Source organism: Bordetella flabilis, from assembly GCF_001676725.1.
GTDB lineage: Bacteria > Pseudomonadota > Gammaproteobacteria > Burkholderiales > Burkholderiaceae_B > Bordetella_C > Bordetella_C flabilis.
In genome coordinates, this window is the sequence record NZ_CP016172.1 from 3,260,331 (window position 1) to 3,277,926 (window position 17,596).

Consider the following 17,596-nt stretch of genomic DNA (forward strand, 5'->3'; position numbering starts at 1 on the left):
CCGACGCGCCGTTACGAGCCGTGGTGGCCCATGCAGCGCGATACCTCGCGCGCGCATTCGGCCACCGTCGGCGCCAGCTCCTTCATGCGGCTGGCGCTCAAGCGTTCCAGCGGCCCGGAAATCCCCAGGGCGGCGACGGGCTGCTCCAGGCTGTTGAAGATGGCCACCGCCACGCCCCCCACACTGGCGCGCCATTCGCCGCGGTTGATGGCGTAGCCCAGGCGCCGCACCTTGCGCATTTCGTCTTCCAGGGCCGCCATCGACGTGATGGTCCTGGGCGTGTGCGCCTGCAGCTCGCCGGCGCAGCGCGCGATATACCCGTCCGGTTGATGTGCCAGCAGCGCCTTGCCCGTGGCGACGGCGTAGGCCGGCGCGCGGCCGCCGATATACGAATAGGCGCGTATCGGCTGGGCGCTGTCGATCTTGTCGATGTAGACCACGTCCATGCCATCCAGCACGGACAGGTGCACGGTTTCACCCGTTCCGTCGGTCAGCCTGCGCATGGCGGGCTGCGCCAGTTTGCGCACGTCCAGTTGAGCCAGTTGGCGCGCGCCCAGTTCGAACAGGCGCACGGTGGCGCGGTAGCCGCCGCTTTCGTCGTCCTTGACCACATAGCCCGCATGCACCAGGGTCTGCAAGGTGCGATGCGTATTGCTGCGCGTCAGGCCCACGCGGCTGGCCAGTTCCTCGATGGTGCGCGGCCGGTTTTCGACCTCGGTCACCGCCTCCAGGACCATGAGCCCCTTCAATAACGTTTTGTCCATGCCTGGGTCCTCTCCGGCGGCAAAGATAGCACGAAGGGATTGGGAGGCCGGCGCGGCATCCGCGCTTCAGCCGCGCGGCCTTCTGTACGGCCGGGGTAGCGGATATCAAAGGACCGGACCGCGCGCGGCCGGCGCCGCCCGGACCTGCGCCGAGCGGTCCCACAGATTGGGCACGGTCGGCGCCGAATAACCGGATACGAAGCGCTTGGCCTGGCCGGTCGCCGGATCGAACACGCTGCGGGCGACCGCGCCGATGTTGCCGCCGTACAGATGGATGCTGATGGACACCTGGTCTTCCAGCACGTTGGCCACCTGATGGATATCGCCCTCCTCCGGCCGCAGGATCTCCACCTGTCCCGGCGCCAGCACCACCGCCTCGCCATCCGGCACCAGGCCGCCGCCGGGCGCGTGCCGATAACGCTGGCTGCGCTCCGCGCCCCGCAGCATACCGACATAACCCCACACCGTATGGTCGTGCACCGGCGTGGACTGCCCTGGGCCCCACACGAAGCTCACCAGGGAGAACCGCTCCAGCGGATCGCAATGCAGCAGGTACTGCTGGTAATGGACGGGGTGGGGCCGGGTACAGTCCTGGGGCAGCCAATCGTCATGGCCGACCAGGGCGCGGAAAGCCGTCAGCAACGCTGGCCCTTCCATGGCGCCCTGCTCGGCCAGTCGCGTCGCCGTGGCGATGAAGGTACGGAGCCGCCCTGGCCCGGACTGATCGGCGGGCAGGTCTTCTGATACGTGCGACAGGTCGGCCATGATGCGGATCGTCCAGGAGAAAGTCGGGGCTATCCCGCATTCTCCACAGCTCGATCCGCCCCTGCAAGCGGTTCACAGATAGGCAGCGGCCGGCGTGCCCAGCGAAGCCTTCACGTCCTTGCTGAGCTGGTCGATCAGCAATTCGGGCTGCGCATCTCGAATGGCGGCGACGATCTGGGCGGCGGCATCCACGGGGGAGGTCTTGGGTCCTCCGACGTGGCCGGCCATGTCCGTATCCATGTAGCCGACATGTACCGCGGTGACCTGCGTATTCTGGGACTTGAGCTCCTGGCGCATGCCATTCGTCAGGGCCCACGCGCCCGCCTTGGACACGCTATAGGGCGTCAATCCATCGAGCGCTACCCAGCTCAGTACCGACAGCACGTTGACGAAGGCGCCGCCGCCGTTGCGGCCCACGACCGGCGCAAACGCACTGCTGACGTTCAGGATGCCGTACAGGTTCGTATCCAGCACGCGGCGCAGCACGTCCGATGTCTCGCTGCCCAGCGCCGGCGCATGCACGGAGATCCCGGCATTGTTGACCACGATGTCGACATCGCCGCAGCGCTCGGCCAGGGCCCGCGCGCTGGCGGGGTCGGTCACGTCCAGTTGCACCGGCACGACGCCGGGCAGATCCACCTTGCCGGGATCGCGCGCCGCCGCATAGACCTTGGCGGCGCCCGCTTGCAACAGCGCCTGCGCGATGGCCTTGCCCAGGCCCCGGTTTGCGCCCGTTACCAGCGCGATACGTCCTTGGATTTCCATGTCAATTTCCTTTCGGTTGTGCCGGCAGGTTCGCCGCGGCGCCTGTGCGCCCTGCTGAATCGCCGGCCGGCATTTAAGATGTCACGCGACATCTTATTAAATGTCGATTATCATCTAAATGTCAATCACTTTTCGAAGGTCTCCGGTTATGCGCAAATCGAGAGAGGAAGCGGCCCGTACCCGCGAACGGATCATCGAGGCCGCGGGCCAGGAGTTCCGCCGCAATGGCATTGCGGCAACGGGACTGGCCGGACTGATGGCCAGTGCCGGCCTGACGCATGGCGGTTTCTATAAGCACTTCGGATCCAAGGAGGAACTGGTGCGCGAGGCCTGCGTGCGTTCGATGAACGGCGTGCTGGACGCCCTGGTCGAACGGATTGAACAGGAGCCTCCGCCGGCGCGGCTGCGGGCGCTGCTGTCCGCCTACTTGTCGACCGCGCACCGGGACGATCCCGGCCGCGGCTGCGGCCTGGCCGCACTGAGCGAGGAATTGGCGCGCGGCGACGACACGACGCGTGCCGAGACGACCGATTATTTCCGGCGCCTGGTGAACACCATCGCCGGCTACCTGCCGGATCCTGGACATCCGGACGCGAACGCGAAGGCGCAGAGCATCGCCGCCGCCATGGTCGGGGCGATGAGCGTCGCACGCGCCTTGAATGATCCCGCGCTGTCCGCACAGCTGCTGGAAAGCAGCAGGCAGACACTGCTGCAGCTTGCGGGCGCCGCGTAGCCGTCTCGAACCGCCCGGCCACCCGGGAAACGCCTCGCTCCCGTATGGGCACGCGGCGTGCTGACGCCGCCCCACCCGCGTCGCGCACCGGCCCCGCGAGGGCGTGCGCGGCGCAATCCAGAAGACAACTGGGCAGAGCAATGGCGAAAGAGAAGCAACACAGGCCCCATACCGAGCCGGCAGGCGGTTGGGGATCGGCCCGCGCGGTCGGGTCCATCCTTCTCAAGGAACACCGGCTGTTGCATGGCAGCCGGATCCTCACGCACCAGAACAAGCCGGACGGCTTCATGTGCGTCAGTTGTTCATGGGCCAAGCCGGCTCACCCCCATCCCTTCGAATTCTGCGAAAACGGCGCCAAGGCGACGGCATGGGACATCACCAGCAAGACCGCGCCGCCGGGCTTCTTCGCCGAGCACACCTGCGCGGAGCTCGAATCCTGGTCCGACCATGACCTGGAGGAAGCGGGCCGCCTGACCGCGCCCATGCGCTGGGATGCCGGGACCGACCGGTATGTGGAAATCCCCTGGCAGCAGGCTTTCGACGAGATCGGCGCCCTCCTCAAGGGCCGCGACCCGGATTCCGTGGTGTTCTATACCTCCGGCCGGGCCTCGCTGGAGACCTCGTACATGTTCGCCCTGCTCGCGCGCATGTACGGTACCAACAACCTGCCCGACAGCTCCAACATGTGCCACGAAAGCACCTCCGTCGGCCTGCCCAAAACCATAGGCGTGCCCGTGGGCACGGTTACGCTGGACGACTTCGAGCACACGGACTGCATGCTGTTCTTCGGGCACAACACCGGTACCAATGCGCCGCGCATGCTGCACCCGCTGCAGGAAGCGCGGCGACGCGGCGTCCCCATCGTCACCTTCAATCCCTTGCGCGAGCCCGGCCTGGTCAGCTTCACGAATCCACAGTCGCCGATCGAAATGCTGACCGGCAAGGAAACGCAAATCAGCACCCAGTACCTGCAGCTCAAGCTGGGCGGGGACACCGCCGCAGTCGCCGGACTGTGCAAGTGGTTGATCGAGGCGGACGACATGGCGCGGGCCCAGGGCGAACAGCCTATCGTCGACCATGCCTTCATCGCCGAGCACACGCACGGCTTCGAGGCCTTCGCCGACGCGATGCGCCAGGCCTCATGGACGGACATCGAACGCGAATCCGGCCTGACCCGCATGGCGCTGGCCCAGGCGGCCGCGACTTACGCGCACGCGCAAGCGGCCATGGTGCTGTACGGCATGGGCGTGACCCAGCATCGCAACGGCGTCCAGAGCGTGCAGATGCTGACCAACCTGCTGCTGCTCAGGGGCAATATCGGCAAGCCGGGGGCGGGCATCTGCCCGATACGCGGGCACTCCAATGTGCAGGGCCAGCGCACCGTGGGCATCACCGAGAAACCGGAGCACGTGCCCGCCGACAAGCTGCGCGAGCTATACCACTTCGAACCGCCAGCCAGGAAGGGCATGAACACCGTCGAAGCCTGCGAAGGCATCCTGGACGGGCGGGTGACCGCTTTCGTCGCGCTGGGCGGGAATTTCGCGCGCGCCACGCCCGACCATGCCCGGATGGAGCCGGCGTGGCGGAAGCTGGACCTGACCGTGGCAGTGGCCACGCGGCTGAACCGCAGCCATCTGCTGCACGGCCGCACAGCGTATCTGCTGCCCTGCCTGAGCCGCATCGAGGTGGACCGGCAGGCCACCGGCGAACAGGCAGTGTCCATGGAGGACAGCACCGGCTGCTTTCATGGTTCGCGCGGCCGGCACGAGCCGGCCAGCGACAAGCTGCTGTCCGAACCGGCCATCGTGGCACGCATCGCCAAGGCCACGCTTGCGCCCAATCCGCACGTGGACTGGGACCAGTGGGTGGGCGATTACACACGGGTGCGCGCGGCCATCGAAGCCACCTATCCCAGGATCTTCAAGGACTTGAACGAGCGCATGTGGAATGCCGGCGGCTTCCATCGGCCGCTGGCCGCCTGCGAACGCAAATGGGAAACCGAAACCGGCAAGGCCAACTTCGTGGTCCCGGAAACGCTGGAGGCGGATCCCGATATGCCGGAACAGGGCGATGACATTATCCGTCTGATGACCACGCGCAGCGACAACCAGTTCAACACTACGGTGTACGGACTGGACGACCGTTTCCGCGGCGTGCATGGCACGCGCATGGTCATCATGATGAACCCGGGCGATATGCAGCGGCTGCGCCTGAACGAAGGCGACGTCGTCGTCGCGAGCACCGTCGCCCATGACGGATACAAGCGCGAGGTCGCCGGCTTGACGGTACGCCCCTACGACATTCCGGCCGGCTGTGCGTGGTCCTACTATCCGGAGTGCAATCCGCTGATTCCGCTGTGGCACCATGCCAGGGAAAGCAAGGTGCCCGCCGCCAAGTCGGTGCCGATCACGCTGCGCAGGGAAGGTTGACGCCAACATGGTCGCCCGCGCCAGGGAATGGAGCGTGCCGGCCCGGATGGCCGGCCTCTGCGCCGCCCTGTCCGCGTGGAGCCCCGGTGCGGGCGCCGCGCCCATGCAGGACGTCCTGGCGCCGGCCGGCATACAGGCCGAGCACATCCTGGCGCTGTGGCATGTGACCCTGGCCGTTCGCACTGCCGTCTTCGTCGCCGTGCTGCTGGGCCTGGCCATCGCCGATGTCGTCACCGATCGTCCGCTGTCGCGCCTGCCGATGGAGTACCCGCTGCATGTCGGGATGATCGGCCACCGATGGTGGTGGAAAACGCGCTACGAACGGGATGGCGACCGCCCGGGCTTCGTCACGGCCAACCAACTGCGGCTGCCGGTCGGCCGGCCGGTGATCGTCTCCCTGAAAGCGGCCGATGTGATCCACACATTCTGGATACCCCACCTGCACGGCAAGCGCGACATGATCCCGGGGCGCGAGGCCGACATCACCCTGCGTGCCGACCGCGCGGGGGAGTACCGCGGCCAATGCGCGGAATTCTGCGGCGCCGAGCACGCCCTGATGGCGTTTCCGGTGGTCGCCGATACGCCGCAGGACTACGCAGCGCGCAGACGGCGCATGGGCCGCCTTCGTCGCACATGCCTCCCTTCGACACCATCCTGACCGACGCGCACAGCGCGCAAGTACTGGCTTATGTCCGCAGCAGCCGGGGCAACGACGCGCCGCCGGTCGCCGGAACCGAAGTCGCCCAGCTGCGGACCACATTGAAGAAGTGAAAGGACAGACATGATGATAGAAGGCATCTGGTACGTACTGGTGGGGATACTGTTGATCGCGATGGCGGTCGCCCGCAACGTTATCGCGCGGCTGCCCATGACCGGCGCCATGATTTACCTGGTCGTGGGCTTCGTGATCGGTCCGGCCGGGTTCGGCCTCCTCGATGTGGACATCTACGACGACGCGCACGTGCTGAGGCTGATCACCGAATGTGGCCTCATCATCTCGCTGTTCGCCATCGGCCTGCACCTGCGAGCCCCGCTGGGGAACCGACTGTGGTCGGCGCCTTTCCGGCTGGCGCTGCCCGCCATGCTGATCACCATCGCCGTCATGACAGCCGCCGCCTGGTATGGCATGGCGCTGCAATTCGGCGTCGCGCTGATAATGGCGGCAGCCATGGCGCCAACGGATCCGGTGCTGGCGAACGAACTTCGTCCGCGCGAAGCCGGAGACGAGGACCCGCTGCGGTTTTCTCTATCGGGCGAAGGCGGCGCCAATGACGGGGCCGCCTATCCCTTCGTGCTGCTGGGTGTCCTCCTGTGCACCGGACGGGACGCCGAGTACGCTTCGCCATGGCTGCTTGGCGCGTCATTGGTCTGGGGCGTGGTCGTGGCCGCCGCCATCGGCTGGGGAATGGGCAGCCTGACCGAAGCCCTGGTCGCGCGCCTGCGCATCCGCTACGCTCAGGCGCTGGGTTTCGAAGGCTTTTTTGCCCTGGGTCTGATCATGGCCTGCTATGGCGTAACCGTGCTGGCGCAGGGCTTCGGCTTCCTGGCTGTATTCTGCGCCGGTGTGGCGCTGCGGCGGCGCGAAATGGCGGCGACCGGCGAAGAGCGGCCCAGCGAGGCGCTGCAGGACATACGCCAAGGCGAGCGTGGGCAGGTCTCGAAGGACCCGGAACTGGCCCACGCCTATCTGGCCGAATCGATGATGGCCTTCTCCGTGGAAATGGAGGGCATCGTGGAGCTTGCGCTCATGGTAATCATCGGCAGCGTCGTATCGGCCCACTGGCGCGAGATGATCGCCTGGGGGCCGGTGATCATGATGGTGCTGCTGTTCTTCGTGGCCCGCCCCCTGGCCGTCTACGCCGCCATGCTGGGGACCGGCGCGACGTGGCAGCGCAAGCTGGTGTCCGCATGGCTGGGCTTTCGCGGCGTCGGAACCTTCTTCTACCTGATGTACGCCGTGGAGCATGCGCCACAGCAGGTGCGGCCCGTGGTGCCCGTTGTGCTGGCCGCGATCGTCGTGTCGGTATTCCTGCACGGCATGTCGGCCTCGCCGGTGCTGAAGTGGTATTACCGAGCCAAGCCTGCGCGGGACTAGAGCGACGCAGCAGCCGGCCCGCATACCCGCAGCGGGATTTCACATCGCGTCGTGCGGGCCCCAGGGGGGGGGGCCCGCGTCGTCATGGTCAGTCCGAACCCAGTTGCAGCGAATTGGGCTGGCGCTTTTCGATGTTCCACTTCAGCAGCGCGGCGCTGCGGTAGATGCCGTGCGCGAACTTGCTATACGGCAACGTCAGGAACAAGGCCATGACGGTTCCCAGGTGCACGGCCAGCAGCAAACCCATCGCGCCGGTGTCGCGAAAGGCGAGCAGCGCCAGGCCCGTCAGCGAGATCAGGAACAGCAGCACGATGAAGCCGCGGTCCATGGGACGCTGCGCGACATCGCCCTGCATGGGGTGCCGCCGCAGGTTCAGCCACAGCAGGCCGGCCGGCCCGATCAGCAGCCCGATGCCCCCCAGCGTGCCCAGGATGACCGGCACGCTGAAGAAGGGATACGGCGCATGCAGGTCCAGCAGATAGTGGTACAGCGTGGCCACGCAGGTCGCGGCAAAGCAGAGCATGAAGCCGTAGAAGGTGAAATGGTGGAAGCGCCGCCGGGCCTGCGTGAAGGCGTCGTCCGACTCGTTGCAGCCCTTGCCGTGTCCGCCGTCCAGGTAGCGCAACCGCAAGGCATCGTGCGCGGCCTCCGCCACCGCCGGCCCGGTCGCCTTGCCGGGCGACACATTGCGCCAGAAGCGCGTCACGCCGATCCCCAGGGCCAGGATCGCCAGCAGGAACACGACGCCGAACATCAGCGCCAGCGTATTGTGCGGAAAGATCGCGTAGAAGTTGCCGGCCAGGGGGGCGTGGATCAGCGAACCGGTCGACATCATGGCCAGCACCAGGAACAACGCGAGCGCCGCCGCCGTCGCCAGCGACAGGGTCAGGCCGTTATGCCGGTACAGCTTGCCCAATGCGGCGGGCCAGGCGTAGTCGGTATAGGTCTGCACGCGCACCTTCGCCATGGCCTGCGGCACATTCACCGCGAACTCATGCGGCGGCGCGTACTGGCAGGCGTACAGGCAGGCGCCGCAGTTGTGGCACAGGTTGGCCAGGTAGTTGACGTCCGCCTTGCCGAACTCCAGGCGGCGGGTCATTGCCGGGAACACCGCGCAGAAGCCCTCGCAATAGCGACAGGCGTTGCAGATCTGCATGACGCGCGCCACTTCGGTCTCGTTCTCCGTGGTGGGCGCGCTGGCCCCGCCGCGGACGAACTTGACCGGGGTTTCCTTCATATTGGTATGCCCCTCCGCGGTGCGGGCGGGGGTCACCGAGACATCGGGCGTGGCCATATGCATGGCACTCGCCTGTTTGACGAGGGCTTCAAGCTGTTTCAAGGGAAGCTCCCATGGATGTATTACTGGCGGCCAGCGCGGAACGCGCGGCCTGGGTGCCGGCGATGCGGCCGAAGGCGGTACCGATGGACATGCCGACGCCGGCGGTGTAGCCCTTGCCCAGCACATTGCCCGCCATCATTTCTCCGGCGACGAAGAGGTTGTCGCTGGGCACGCCGCCGAAATGCACGGCGGCCTGGTCATTGACCTTCAGGCCCAGGTAGGTGAAGGTAATCCCGGGGCGCAGCGGGTAGCCGAAGAACGGCGCGCGGTCGATCGGGCGCGCCCAGTGCGTCTTGGCCGGCGCGATGCCTTCGGTGTGGCAATCGTCCAGCTTGGTATGGTCGAAGGTACCGATGCGGCACGCGGCGTTGTACGACTGCAGCGTCTGCATGAAACGCGCTTCATCCAGGCCCAGCTTGCGCGCCAGCTCTTCCAGCGTGTCCGCCTGCGTACCCGGGAACACGGGCGGCATGAAGCGGCCCACGGCCTTCGCATCGATGATGGAATAGGCGATCTGGCCCGGCTGGCCGGCGACCAGGCGGCCCCAGATGGCATAGCGCTTGGGCCAGAAGTCCTCGCCTTCGTCATAGAAGCGCTCGGCATCGCGGTTGACCACCACGCCCAGCGACACGCAATCGATGCGGGTGCAGATACCCCCGTCGTACAGCGGCGCGCGCGCGTCGATGGCCACGCAGTGCGACTGCGACGGATCGCCGATGATGTCGGCGCCCGCGTTCATCATGAACTTCAGCAGCACGCCCTTGTTGAAGCGCGTGCCCCGTATCAGGAAGTTGTCGGCGGGCCATTCGCCACGCTCGTTCTGGCCCCAGGCTTCGCGCAGCCACTCCAGGTTGGACTCGAAGCCGCCGGCGGCCAGGACGCAGGCCTTGGCCTCGATGCGTTCCTCGCCGACGAAAGCCGCCACGAAGCGGCCATCGCGCAGTTCCAGCCGTTCGACCGGCGCCTCGTAGCGCACTTGCACTCCCAGCGCCTCGGCGCTGCGGTAGTAGGCATTGACCAGGGCCTTGCCCCCGCCCATGAAGAAGGCGTTGGTGCGGGCCACGTGCAGCGCGCCCGACAGCGGCGGCTGGAAGTTCACGCCATGGCGCCGCATCCAGTCCCGACAGGACGAGGACGCGCGGATGGTCAGCCGCGCCAGATGTTCGTTGGTGATCCCGCCCGTGACCTTGAGCAGGTCCTGCCAATACTCTTCTTCCGGATAGGCGTCGACCAGCACATCCTGCGGCGCATCATGCATGCAGCGCAGGTTGCGCGTGTGCTGGGAATTGCCGCCGCGCCACTCCTTGGGCGCCGCTTCCAGCAACAGGACGCTGGCGCCGGCCTCGCGGGCCATCAGCGCAGCGCAAAGGGCGGCGTTGCCGCCGCCTATGACCAATACATCCCACATGGCGTTGTAGCCCTCCCTGGACAGGTGCGCACTGTAGACCACCCCGCACCGCCGCGTAAGCCGGTTCTCTTCAACAGGTCTTCATTAACACTGAAGAGCGGCGCCGGGCCAATGGCCTTCGCGCACCAATTCCCGCACGACATCGCCCAGGACCACCCGGGCGGCCAGGCCCGCCGGGGAAAGCTCGTCTTCAGGCAAACTGACGAGGAGGTTCTTGCGATGCAAGCCGGCGCCGGTGAGCCAGATGCGTCCCAGCGCGGGGTCGGCCGCCAGCGCCGCGCCCGGCTGAATGGTCGCCACATGGCCGACGCGCACCATCGCCATCAGCGTGGCCAGCCCATCCACCTCGGCAACGATATTCGGTTCCACGCCCAGGCGGGCGAAGGCGCCATCCAGCAGATTGCGCAGGCCGTGGGCCGCGCTGGGCAAGACCAGCGGCACCGGGGCCACTTCGGCCAGGTTGGCGGTTTCGCCCGCCGGCCAGCGAGGCATGGAAGGCTGGCCGATCAGCACCAGTTCTTCGTCCAGCAGCGGCAGCACTGTCCAGCGCTGGGCCGCGTCGGTGTGGAAGACGATGGCCAGGTCCAGTTGGCGGGCGTTCAGCATGGCGGCCAGGTGGCCCGACAGGCTTTCCGTCATGCGCAGCCGGACATCCGGGTAGCGCTGCTGCATCGCCAGGATGAAACGGGGCGCGAGGACCGTGGCGGTGGTGGACGCCAGGCCGACGCTGACCTGCCCTGTCAGGCGCGCCTCGCGCGCGGCCATCGCCGCGGCGTCCGCGTGTCGGATCGCCAACTGAGCCTGGCGCAGGAAGGCGCGGCCGGCGTCCGTGGGCACCACGCCGGTGGATGTGCGCTGCAACAGGCGCGTGGCCAGTTCGCTTTCCAGCCGGCTGATCTGCTGGCTCAGCGCGGACGTGACCACGCCCAGTTCGGCCGCCGCCCGGCCCATGCTGCCGAGTTCGACGACACGCGCGAACGAGCGCAATTGTCGGAGTTCCATGACGGTGAAGAAGAACGATATCGATACGGCGCATTGTGGCACGTCGTCGCGCCGACTTCAGTTCCATTGAAGAGGTGTTCACCGCAAAACCGCATACACGGCATGGCGCGACGCTGAATGGTCCGTCATAATAACGTTTCATTTGCGGCGCGCAGCGCCCACCGCCCTCGCGCCGAGCCGTCTTCTTTGCGATCGTCGCCGCGGCCAGCGGGGCGGCGGCGCCGCACGCTGACGCATAACAATTCAAGGCGCCACGGCGGCATCTCCGCCCAGCGCCTAAAGGACGAGACATGCACCCCACCTATCGCGGGGATCGGTGGCCCGCCAGCGGCCCGGCACCGGCATCCCGGACAGGCCTCGGCTTTCACGCGACAGTGTAATAACGTTTCATCTCGACGCAGCAACCCGCGGCGGATCCGTTGATATTCATTCTGCCCGTCGCCTTCCGCCTCTTGCCCTCCGACTGACTTTCTCCTTGCACGGACAACGACATGCACGCCCCTCTTATTCCTCCCGAAGCCCTGCCCGCCACCGGTACGCTGATCGGCGGCGAATGGCTGGACAGCCCACGCCGCTTCCCCGTGACCGACAAATACACCGGGCAGCCCGTCGCGGAAGTCTGCGAAACCACGCGCGAGCAGGTTGCCCTGGCGGTACGCACGACCCACCAGGCCGTACAGGCAGGCGCGCCCGCGCCGCACCTGCGTGCGGCGGTACTGCGACGCGCCGCCGAACTGATCGAGACGCGGCGGGAGCACTTCGTTATGGCGATGGTCGCGGAAGCGGGCTTTACGCTGGCCGACGCCAACGGCGAGGTCGACCGGGCGATGGTGACCCTGAACCTGTCGGCCGACGAAGCGGTGCGGCTGGTCGGCGAGATGGTGCCCTTCGCCGCCAGCCCGGGCGCCGAAAAACGCCTGGGATTCACCCAGCGCTTTCCCGTGGGAGTGGTCTGCGCCATCACCCCGTTCAATTCGCCGCTGAATACGGTGCTGCACAAGGTGGCGCCCGCCTATGCCGCCGGCAACGCTGTGGTGCTCAAGCCCTCCGCGTTCACGCCGCTGACTGGCGCGCTGTTGGGCGAAGTCCTGCTGGCGGCTGGCATGCCGCCGGGATTCCTGGCCATCGTCCAGGGCGAAGGCGACAGCGTCGGCAGCTGGCTGCTCGCCGAGCAGGATGTGGCCTTCTATACCTTCACGGGCAGCACGCGGGTGGGCCGCATCATCCAGCAGGCGGCCGGGCTGCGCCGCACGCAGATGGAGCTGGGCAGCATCGCCAGCACGCTGGTGTGCGCGGACGCCGACCTCGAACGCGCCATCCCTAAGATCGCCAACGCCGGCCTGCGCAAGGCGGGCCAGGTATGCACCTCGGTGCAGCGCCTGTATGTGCACCAGTCCATCGCCGAAGAGGTCGCGCAGCGCCTGGTCGAGTATGCCGCCACGCTGCGCGCCGGCGATCCGCGCGACCCCGCCACGCGGGTCGGGCCCTTGATCTCGGAGCAGTCCGCGATACGCGCGGAAGGCTGGATGCAGGAAGCGGTGGCCGCGGGCGCCCGCCTGCTGTGCGGCGGCCGGCGCGATCGATCCGTGATCGAGCCGACGATCATCGCCGATGCGCCGGGCGACGGCCGGGTGTGGTGCCAGGAGGCCTTCGCGCCCCTGCTCGCGCTGCGTCCCTTCGACGACTTCGATGCCGCGCTGGCGAGCGCCAACGACACGCCCTACGGCTTGTCCGCCGGCGTCTTCACGCAGGACATCGACCGCGCGCTGAAAGCCGCGCGCACGCTGCGCTTCGGCACCGTGCAGATCAACGAGACATCCAGCGCGCGTTCCGACGTGATGCCTTTCGGCGGCGTGAAGGACAGCGGTTTCGGCAAGGAAGGCCCCGCCTACGCCGTGCGCGAAATGACCGAAGAACGGCTGGTGATTTTCAATCCCTGAGACAAGGACGGTACGCATGAAACCCGATCCATTCAAGCCCGGCCGCCGCCGGGCCGGGCGAGCCTGTGCCGCCGCGGCCGCCGCCTTGCTGATGGGCCTGTCGACCGGCAAGGCGCACGCCGCGCAAGGCGATTTCCCGCTCAAGCCGCTGACGCTCATCGTGCCCTTCGCGGCGGGCGGACCGACCGACGTACTGGCGCGCGTCATCGCCGAAGGGATGTCCAGGGACCTGGGCCAGCCTATCGTGGTCGAGAACACCCCCGGCGCGGGCGGCACGGTAGGCACTGCGCGGGCGCCCCGCGCGAAGGCGGACGGCTATACCTTGCTGGTCGGCAATGTGGGCACCCTGGCGGCCAACGCCACGCTGTACAAGCGGCTGCCTTACAACGTGCTCACGGACTTCATCGCGCTGGGCTCGATCGGCGATGCGCCGCAAGTCGTATCTGCGCGCAAGGACCTGCCCGTATCCGGCCTGGACGCGTTCGCCGCCTACGCCAAGACGCATGCCGCGGAAATGAATTTCGGCGCGGCGGGCGTGGGCTCGGGCTCCTTCCTGGGTGGCATCCTGCTGAACGACCGGCTGGGACTGAAGATCAACGCGGTGAACTATCGCGGCGCGGGTCAGGCCCTGAACGACGTCATGGCGGGCCACCTGGACTACATGGTCGACAGCAGTACCACGTCGGTCGGCCACATCCAGGCCGGCATGGTGCGCGGCGTCGCGGTGCTGCGCCCCGCGCGCATCAAGGCGCTGCCGGACGTGCCGGCCGCCGGCGAGTCCGGCTATGGCGACCTGCACTATGACATCTGGAACATGATGCTGGTCCCGCATGGCACGCCCGCCCCCGTCGTCGCGCGATTGAACCGGGCGCTGAGGCAGTCCATCGCCGATCCCGCCACGCAGGCGCGCCTGTCGGGCAGCGGCATCGAAGCGCCCGCGGCCGCGCAGCAAACGCTGGCAGGCGCAGCCGCCCTGCTGCACGGCGAAGTCGACCGCTGGGCCCCGCTGATTCGCAAACTGGGCATCACCGTGGATTGATGTCCGGCCGACCATCCCCCGGGCGGCGCACGCGGCCCGGCGCCGCGGCATAGGCCCGCGGCACCCACAACCTGAAAATACAACGGAGATAGGACATCATGTTCAAGCATGTTTTCGCACGCGCCGCGATGGCGTCGATGATCGTGACGGCGTGTGCCGCCGCCCACGCCGCGGAATGGCCGGAGCGCCCGATCACGCTGGTCGCGCCGTTCACGCCCGGCGGCACCACGGATATCGTCGCGCGGGCCATGGCGGCGCAGTTGCAGAAGCGCCTGGGACAGACCGTGGTGGTGGAGAACAAGCCGGGCGCGGGCGGCACCGTGGGCGCCGGCATCGTGGCGCGGGCCAGGCCCGACGGCTACACGCTGCTGCTCGCCAACGTGGGACACACCGCCGGCGGCGTGCTCTACAAGAATCTTTCCTACGATTTCGAGCGCGACCTGACGCAGATCACCACGGTGGCCAATGTGCCCAACGTGCTCGTGGTCGCCAGGACCTTGCCCGTGTCCAACGTGGCGGAACTGCTGGCCTACGCCAAGGCCCATCCCGGCGACGCCAACTACGGCTCGGCCGGCATCGGCAGCACGCAACACCTGTCGGCGGAACTGCTGCTCAAGCAGACCGGCATGCAGGCCGTGCACGTGCCCTTCAAGGGCGCGGCGCCCATGATGACGGACCTGATCGGCGGCCGGCTCACCTTCGCCCTGGACTCGGCGGCATCGGCGGCATCGCAGATCGCCGGCGGCAACGTCAAGCCGCTGGCCGTCACCAGCCTGCGCCGCACGCGCTTCCTGCCGGATGTGCCCACCCTGGATGAGTCCGGCGTGCCCGGCTTCGAAATGACGACCTGGTACAGCCTGGCGGCGCCCAAGGACCTGCCCGCGCCGATCAAGCAGAAGATCTACCAGGCCGTCGTCGACAGCATGAAGGATCCGGACCTGCGCAAGACGCTGGACAGCATGGCGGCCGATCCCGGCGGCATGCCGCCCGAAGAATTCGCGGCCTTCGTCCATCAGGAAACCGAACGCTGGACGCAACTGGCCGGCGGCTGGGACACCACCAAGTAACGCCCCTGGGAATCATCATGCAATCCATGGACATCAGTTCCTTCTTCTGCCCCACGCGCCTGTACATGGGCGTGGGCGCCCACCGGAAAATCGGCGACCTGGTTCGCCAGTACGCATGCGAACGCATGTTCATCGCCATCGACGCCGCCCTGCTGGACAGCGAATTCGACATCGGGATACGTCGCCTGCTGGCCGACGCCGGCGTGCAGGTCGCCACCTACTCGGACATCGAGCCCGACCCCAGCGCTCATACCGTGGCCAAGGCCTTCGAGGCATGCCAGGCGCACGGGGCCACCATGCTGCTGGCCGTCGGCGGAGGCAGCACCATGGACGTGGCCAAGGCCGTGGGCATCCTGGCCACCAACGGCGGGCGCATACACGACTACGAAGGCATCGAGAAATTCTCCACGCCGCCCTTGCCGCTGATCGCCATTCCGACCACGGCGGGCACCGGCTCGGAGGTATCCGGGTCCTGCGTCATTACGGATACGGAAAAGAATCTGAAGATGTCCATCCGCCACGCGGCGCTGAACCCCGCCGCCGTGGCGATCCTGGACCCGCTGGCCTTGCGCACCGTGCCCGCCCATGTGGCGGCGCATTCGGGCCTGGACGCTTTCGTCCACGCTTTTGAATCCTTCATTTCGCGCCAGGCGAACCTGGTCACGGACGCCATCAATATCCAGGCCATCGAGCTGATCGCCGCCAACATCCGGCCGTTCGTGGCCAACCGCGAGAACCTGGCGGCGGGGCTGAACATGCTGTGCGGGTCCGCCCTGGCGGGCATCACCTTCGGCCAGACCGGCCTGGGCAACGTCCATTGCATGGCGCGCTTCGTCGGCGCCTTCTTCCACCTGTCGCATGGCCTGTCCAATGCGCTGTGCCTGCCGCATGTGGCGCGCTTCAACCTGGCGGCCGATCCCGCCAAGTTCGCCCGCATCGCGGCGGCCATGGATCGCCCGACACGCGGCCTGCCGCAGATGGACGCGGCGCATGCCGCCCTGGAAGCCATCGAGGCGCTGTGCCGCGACCTGGGCATCCCGCAACGGCTGCGCGACGTCGGCGTAACCGCCGATCGCTTCGACGAGATGGCCGGGCTTTGCACACAGGCCAACTACAATCGCTGGAACCCCCGCCACACCAGCACGGCGGATTTCCGCAACCTGTTCGAGCAAGCCTACTGAATCGTGACCGCCGCCAGCACGCCGCGCGACAAGCCCGCACCCCGCATCACGGTGCACGACGTGGCGCGGGCGGCCGGCGTGGCCATCGGTACCGTATCCCGCGTGGTCAACGGCGCACCGAGCGTCACGCGTGAAGTCCGCGAACGGGTCGAGCGCGCCATCGCGGAGCTCGGCTGGACGCCCAGCGCCGCGGCCCAGGCCATGCGCGGCGCCCCCACGCGCATGGTGGGCTTCATCTTTTCCGACATTCGCAATCCGCTGTACTCCGCCATGATCAAGGGCGCCGAGGACATACTCGGCGAACATGGCTATATGCTGGTGGTCGCCAGCAGCGATGGCCAGTCGGCGCGGGAGATCGCGCTGATCGAACTGTTCAAGCGGCGCCGCGCCGACGGCCTGCTGTTCTCGGTCGAGGAAGAGTCCAACGCCAGCGTGCTGCGCTGCGTGGGTGCGGCCGGCTATCCGGTGGTCCTGCTGGAACGGGAGATGGGCGGCACGCTGGGCACGGTGGGGGCGGCCCACCTGACCGGCACCCGCCAGGCCACCGAATACCTGCTGGGCCTGGGCCACCGCCGCATCGCCATGATCAGCGGCGGCCGCAACAATCGCGTGGGGCGAGACCGGCTCGCGGGGCTGATGCGGGCGCATGAGCAAGCGGGTGTCGCGGTGGACCCGGCACTGCTGCGGCTGGACAGTTTCTCCTCGGATTACGGTTTCCGCGAAGTGCAGTTGCTGCTCGACATGCCCGATCCGCCGACCGCCATCCTGGCGCTGGGCATGCACCTGCTGCCCGGCGTGCTGCGCGGCATACGCATAAAAGGCCTGGGCATTCCCGGCGACGTGTCGCTGGTCGCATCCAACGACAGCGAGCTCGCGCAACTGGTCAGCCCCGCCATCGCGGCCATCCGGTACGACGGCTACGCGCTCGGACGCGAAGCCGCGCAACTGCTGTTGCGGCGCATGCGCGACGAGGCGGTGCCCGACGGCGCGCGCATCGAGATCCCCACCGAATTCGTCATGCGCGAGTCTTGCGCCAGCCCTAGGAATTACCCCTAGACAACGCCGCCAG

General features: G+C 67.6%; 16 protein-coding genes. 10 read left to right on the forward strand and 6 right to left on the reverse strand.

All coding sequences use genetic code 11. From position 1 onward, the window contains the following. Window positions 1-11 precede the first annotated feature (11 nt). From BAU07_RS14260 to BAU07_RS14270, 3 genes are all read right to left on the reverse strand, one after another. Complete coding sequence (locus BAU07_RS14260) at window positions 12-764, reverse strand: IclR family transcriptional regulator (RefSeq protein ID WP_066658900.1); 753 nt, start codon at window positions 762-764, stop codon at window positions 12-14. 105 nt (window positions 765-869) lie between these two features. Continuing rightward, window positions 870-1,529 carry a cysteine dioxygenase family protein gene (locus BAU07_RS14265; RefSeq protein WP_066658902.1) on the reverse strand — a complete coding sequence of 220 codons (660 nt, stop codon included), beginning with the start codon at window positions 1,527-1,529 and terminating at the stop codon, window positions 870-872. Window positions 1,530-1,601: 72 nt separating this feature from the next. Further along, window positions 1,602-2,294 (reverse strand): SDR family oxidoreductase, encoded by a 693-nt coding sequence (locus tag BAU07_RS14270; protein ID WP_066658904.1) that lies wholly within the window; start codon window positions 2,292-2,294, stop codon window positions 1,602-1,604. A 148-nt stretch (window positions 2,295-2,442) separates the two neighbouring features. Here BAU07_RS14270 and BAU07_RS14275 point away from each other — a divergent pair, with 148 nt between their 5' ends. The 5 genes from BAU07_RS14275 to BAU07_RS14290 all read left to right on the forward strand — a co-directional run bounded on the left by BAU07_RS14275 (window position 2,443) and on the right by BAU07_RS14290 (window position 7,551). After that, a complete protein-coding gene (locus tag BAU07_RS14275) occupies window positions 2,443-3,027 on the forward strand; it encodes a TetR/AcrR family transcriptional regulator (RefSeq protein ID WP_066658905.1) in 585 nt (194 codons plus the stop codon). A 140-nt stretch (window positions 3,028-3,167) separates the two neighbouring features. Continuing rightward, window positions 3,168-5,456, forward strand: coding sequence for an FdhF/YdeP family oxidoreductase (locus BAU07_RS14280; RefSeq protein WP_066658907.1), 2,289 nt, complete (start codon window positions 3,168-3,170; stop codon window positions 5,454-5,456). A gap of 7 nt (window positions 5,457-5,463) precedes the next feature. Beyond that, a complete protein-coding gene (locus BAU07_RS14285) occupies window positions 5,464-6,114 on the forward strand; it encodes a cupredoxin domain-containing protein (protein WP_232338130.1) in 651 nt (216 codons plus the stop codon). Then, window positions 6,090-6,227 (forward strand): c-type cytochrome, encoded by a 138-nt coding sequence (locus BAU07_RS27155; RefSeq protein ID WP_157122241.1) that lies wholly within the window; start codon window positions 6,090-6,092, stop codon window positions 6,225-6,227. Before BAU07_RS14285 ends, BAU07_RS27155 begins: the two co-directional genes overlap by 25 nt. 10 nt (window positions 6,228-6,237) lie before the next feature. Next, window positions 6,238-7,551: a cation:proton antiporter gene (locus tag BAU07_RS14290; RefSeq protein ID WP_066658909.1), complete on the forward strand. Its 1,314-nt coding sequence runs from the start codon at window positions 6,238-6,240 to the stop codon at window positions 7,549-7,551. A gap of 88 nt (window positions 7,552-7,639) precedes the next feature. Here the strand turns inward: BAU07_RS14290 and tcuB are convergent, their stop codons facing one another. From tcuB to BAU07_RS14305, 3 genes are all read right to left on the reverse strand, one after another. Continuing rightward, the gene (gene tcuB, locus BAU07_RS14295; RefSeq protein ID WP_066658911.1) at window positions 7,640-8,890 is read right to left on the reverse strand and encodes a tricarballylate utilization 4Fe-4S protein TcuB; all 1,251 of its coding nucleotides are present in this window, start codon (window positions 8,888-8,890) and stop codon (window positions 7,640-7,642) included. Then, window positions 8,877-10,298, reverse strand: coding sequence for an FAD-dependent tricarballylate dehydrogenase TcuA (gene tcuA / locus BAU07_RS14300; RefSeq protein ID WP_066665448.1), 1,422 nt, complete (start codon window positions 10,296-10,298; stop codon window positions 8,877-8,879). The genes tcuB and tcuA overlap by 14 nt, the downstream gene beginning before the upstream one ends. A gap of 84 nt (window positions 10,299-10,382) precedes the next feature. Next, window positions 10,383-11,300 (reverse strand): LysR family transcriptional regulator, encoded by a 918-nt coding sequence (locus BAU07_RS14305; RefSeq protein ID WP_066665449.1) that lies wholly within the window; start codon window positions 11,298-11,300, stop codon window positions 10,383-10,385. Between the two features lie 491 nt (window positions 11,301-11,791). Between BAU07_RS14305 and BAU07_RS14310 the strand changes: the two genes are divergently transcribed. From BAU07_RS14310 to BAU07_RS14330, 5 genes are all read left to right on the forward strand, one after another. Further along, the gene (locus BAU07_RS14310; RefSeq protein ID WP_066658913.1) at window positions 11,792-13,240 is read left to right on the forward strand and encodes an aldehyde dehydrogenase family protein; all 1,449 of its coding nucleotides are present in this window, start codon (window positions 11,792-11,794) and stop codon (window positions 13,238-13,240) included. Window positions 13,241-13,256: 16 nt separating this feature from the next. Then, entirely contained in the window at window positions 13,257-14,279 is a 1,023-nt protein-coding gene (locus BAU07_RS14315) for a Bug family tripartite tricarboxylate transporter substrate binding protein (RefSeq protein WP_066658915.1), read from the forward strand. Between the two features lie 98 nt (window positions 14,280-14,377). Beyond that, entirely contained in the window at window positions 14,378-15,346 is a 969-nt protein-coding gene (locus tag BAU07_RS14320) for a Bug family tripartite tricarboxylate transporter substrate binding protein (RefSeq protein ID WP_066658917.1), read from the forward strand. 17 nt (window positions 15,347-15,363) lie between these two features. Beyond that, window positions 15,364-16,527, forward strand: coding sequence for an iron-containing alcohol dehydrogenase (locus tag BAU07_RS14325; RefSeq protein WP_232338131.1), 1,164 nt, complete (start codon window positions 15,364-15,366; stop codon window positions 16,525-16,527). 3 nt (window positions 16,528-16,530) lie between these two features. Beyond that, window positions 16,531-17,583, forward strand: coding sequence for a LacI family DNA-binding transcriptional regulator (locus tag BAU07_RS14330; protein ID WP_066658919.1), 1,053 nt, complete (start codon window positions 16,531-16,533; stop codon window positions 17,581-17,583). The last annotated feature ends 13 nt before the right edge of the window (window positions 17,584-17,596 follow it).

What these genes read in the sequence shown, in the direction of transcription:
- BAU07_RS14310 (WP_066658913.1), top strand. Translation starts at nt 11,792, where the DNA reads ATGCACGCCCCTCTTATTCCTCCCGAAGCCCTGCCCGCCACCGGTACG.
- BAU07_RS14275 (WP_066658905.1), top strand. Translation starts at nt 2,443, where the DNA reads ATGCGCAAATCGAGAGAGGAAGCGGCCCGTACCCGCGAACGGATCATC.
- BAU07_RS14320 (WP_066658917.1), top strand. Translation starts at nt 14,378, where the DNA reads ATGTTCAAGCATGTTTTCGCACGCGCCGCGATGGCGTCGATGATCGTG.
- BAU07_RS14270 (WP_066658904.1), bottom strand. Translation starts at nt 2,294, where the DNA reads ATGGAAATCCAAGGACGTATCGCGCTGGTAACGGGCGCAAACCGGGGC.
- BAU07_RS14290 (WP_066658909.1), top strand. Translation starts at nt 6,238, where the DNA reads ATGATGATAGAAGGCATCTGGTACGTACTGGTGGGGATACTGTTGATC.
- BAU07_RS14305 (WP_066665449.1), bottom strand. Translation starts at nt 11,300, where the DNA reads ATGGAACTCCGACAATTGCGCTCGTTCGCGCGTGTCGTCGAACTCGGC.
- BAU07_RS14315 (WP_066658915.1), top strand. Translation starts at nt 13,257, where the DNA reads ATGAAACCCGATCCATTCAAGCCCGGCCGCCGCCGGGCCGGGCGAGCC.
- tcuA (WP_066665448.1), bottom strand. Translation starts at nt 10,298, where the DNA reads ATGTGGGATGTATTGGTCATAGGCGGCGGCAACGCCGCCCTTTGCGCT.
- BAU07_RS14260 (WP_066658900.1), bottom strand. Translation starts at nt 764, where the DNA reads ATGGACAAAACGTTATTGAAGGGGCTCATGGTCCTGGAGGCGGTGACC.
- BAU07_RS14325 (WP_232338131.1), top strand. Translation starts at nt 15,364, where the DNA reads ATGCAATCCATGGACATCAGTTCCTTCTTCTGCCCCACGCGCCTGTAC.
- BAU07_RS14265 (WP_066658902.1), bottom strand. Translation starts at nt 1,529, where the DNA reads ATGGCCGACCTGTCGCACGTATCAGAAGACCTGCCCGCCGATCAGTCC.
- BAU07_RS14285 (WP_232338130.1), top strand. Translation starts at nt 5,464, where the DNA reads ATGGTCGCCCGCGCCAGGGAATGGAGCGTGCCGGCCCGGATGGCCGGC.
- BAU07_RS27155 (WP_157122241.1), top strand. Translation starts at nt 6,090, where the DNA reads ATGCCTCCCTTCGACACCATCCTGACCGACGCGCACAGCGCGCAAGTA.
- BAU07_RS14280 (WP_066658907.1), top strand. Translation starts at nt 3,168, where the DNA reads ATGGCGAAAGAGAAGCAACACAGGCCCCATACCGAGCCGGCAGGCGGT.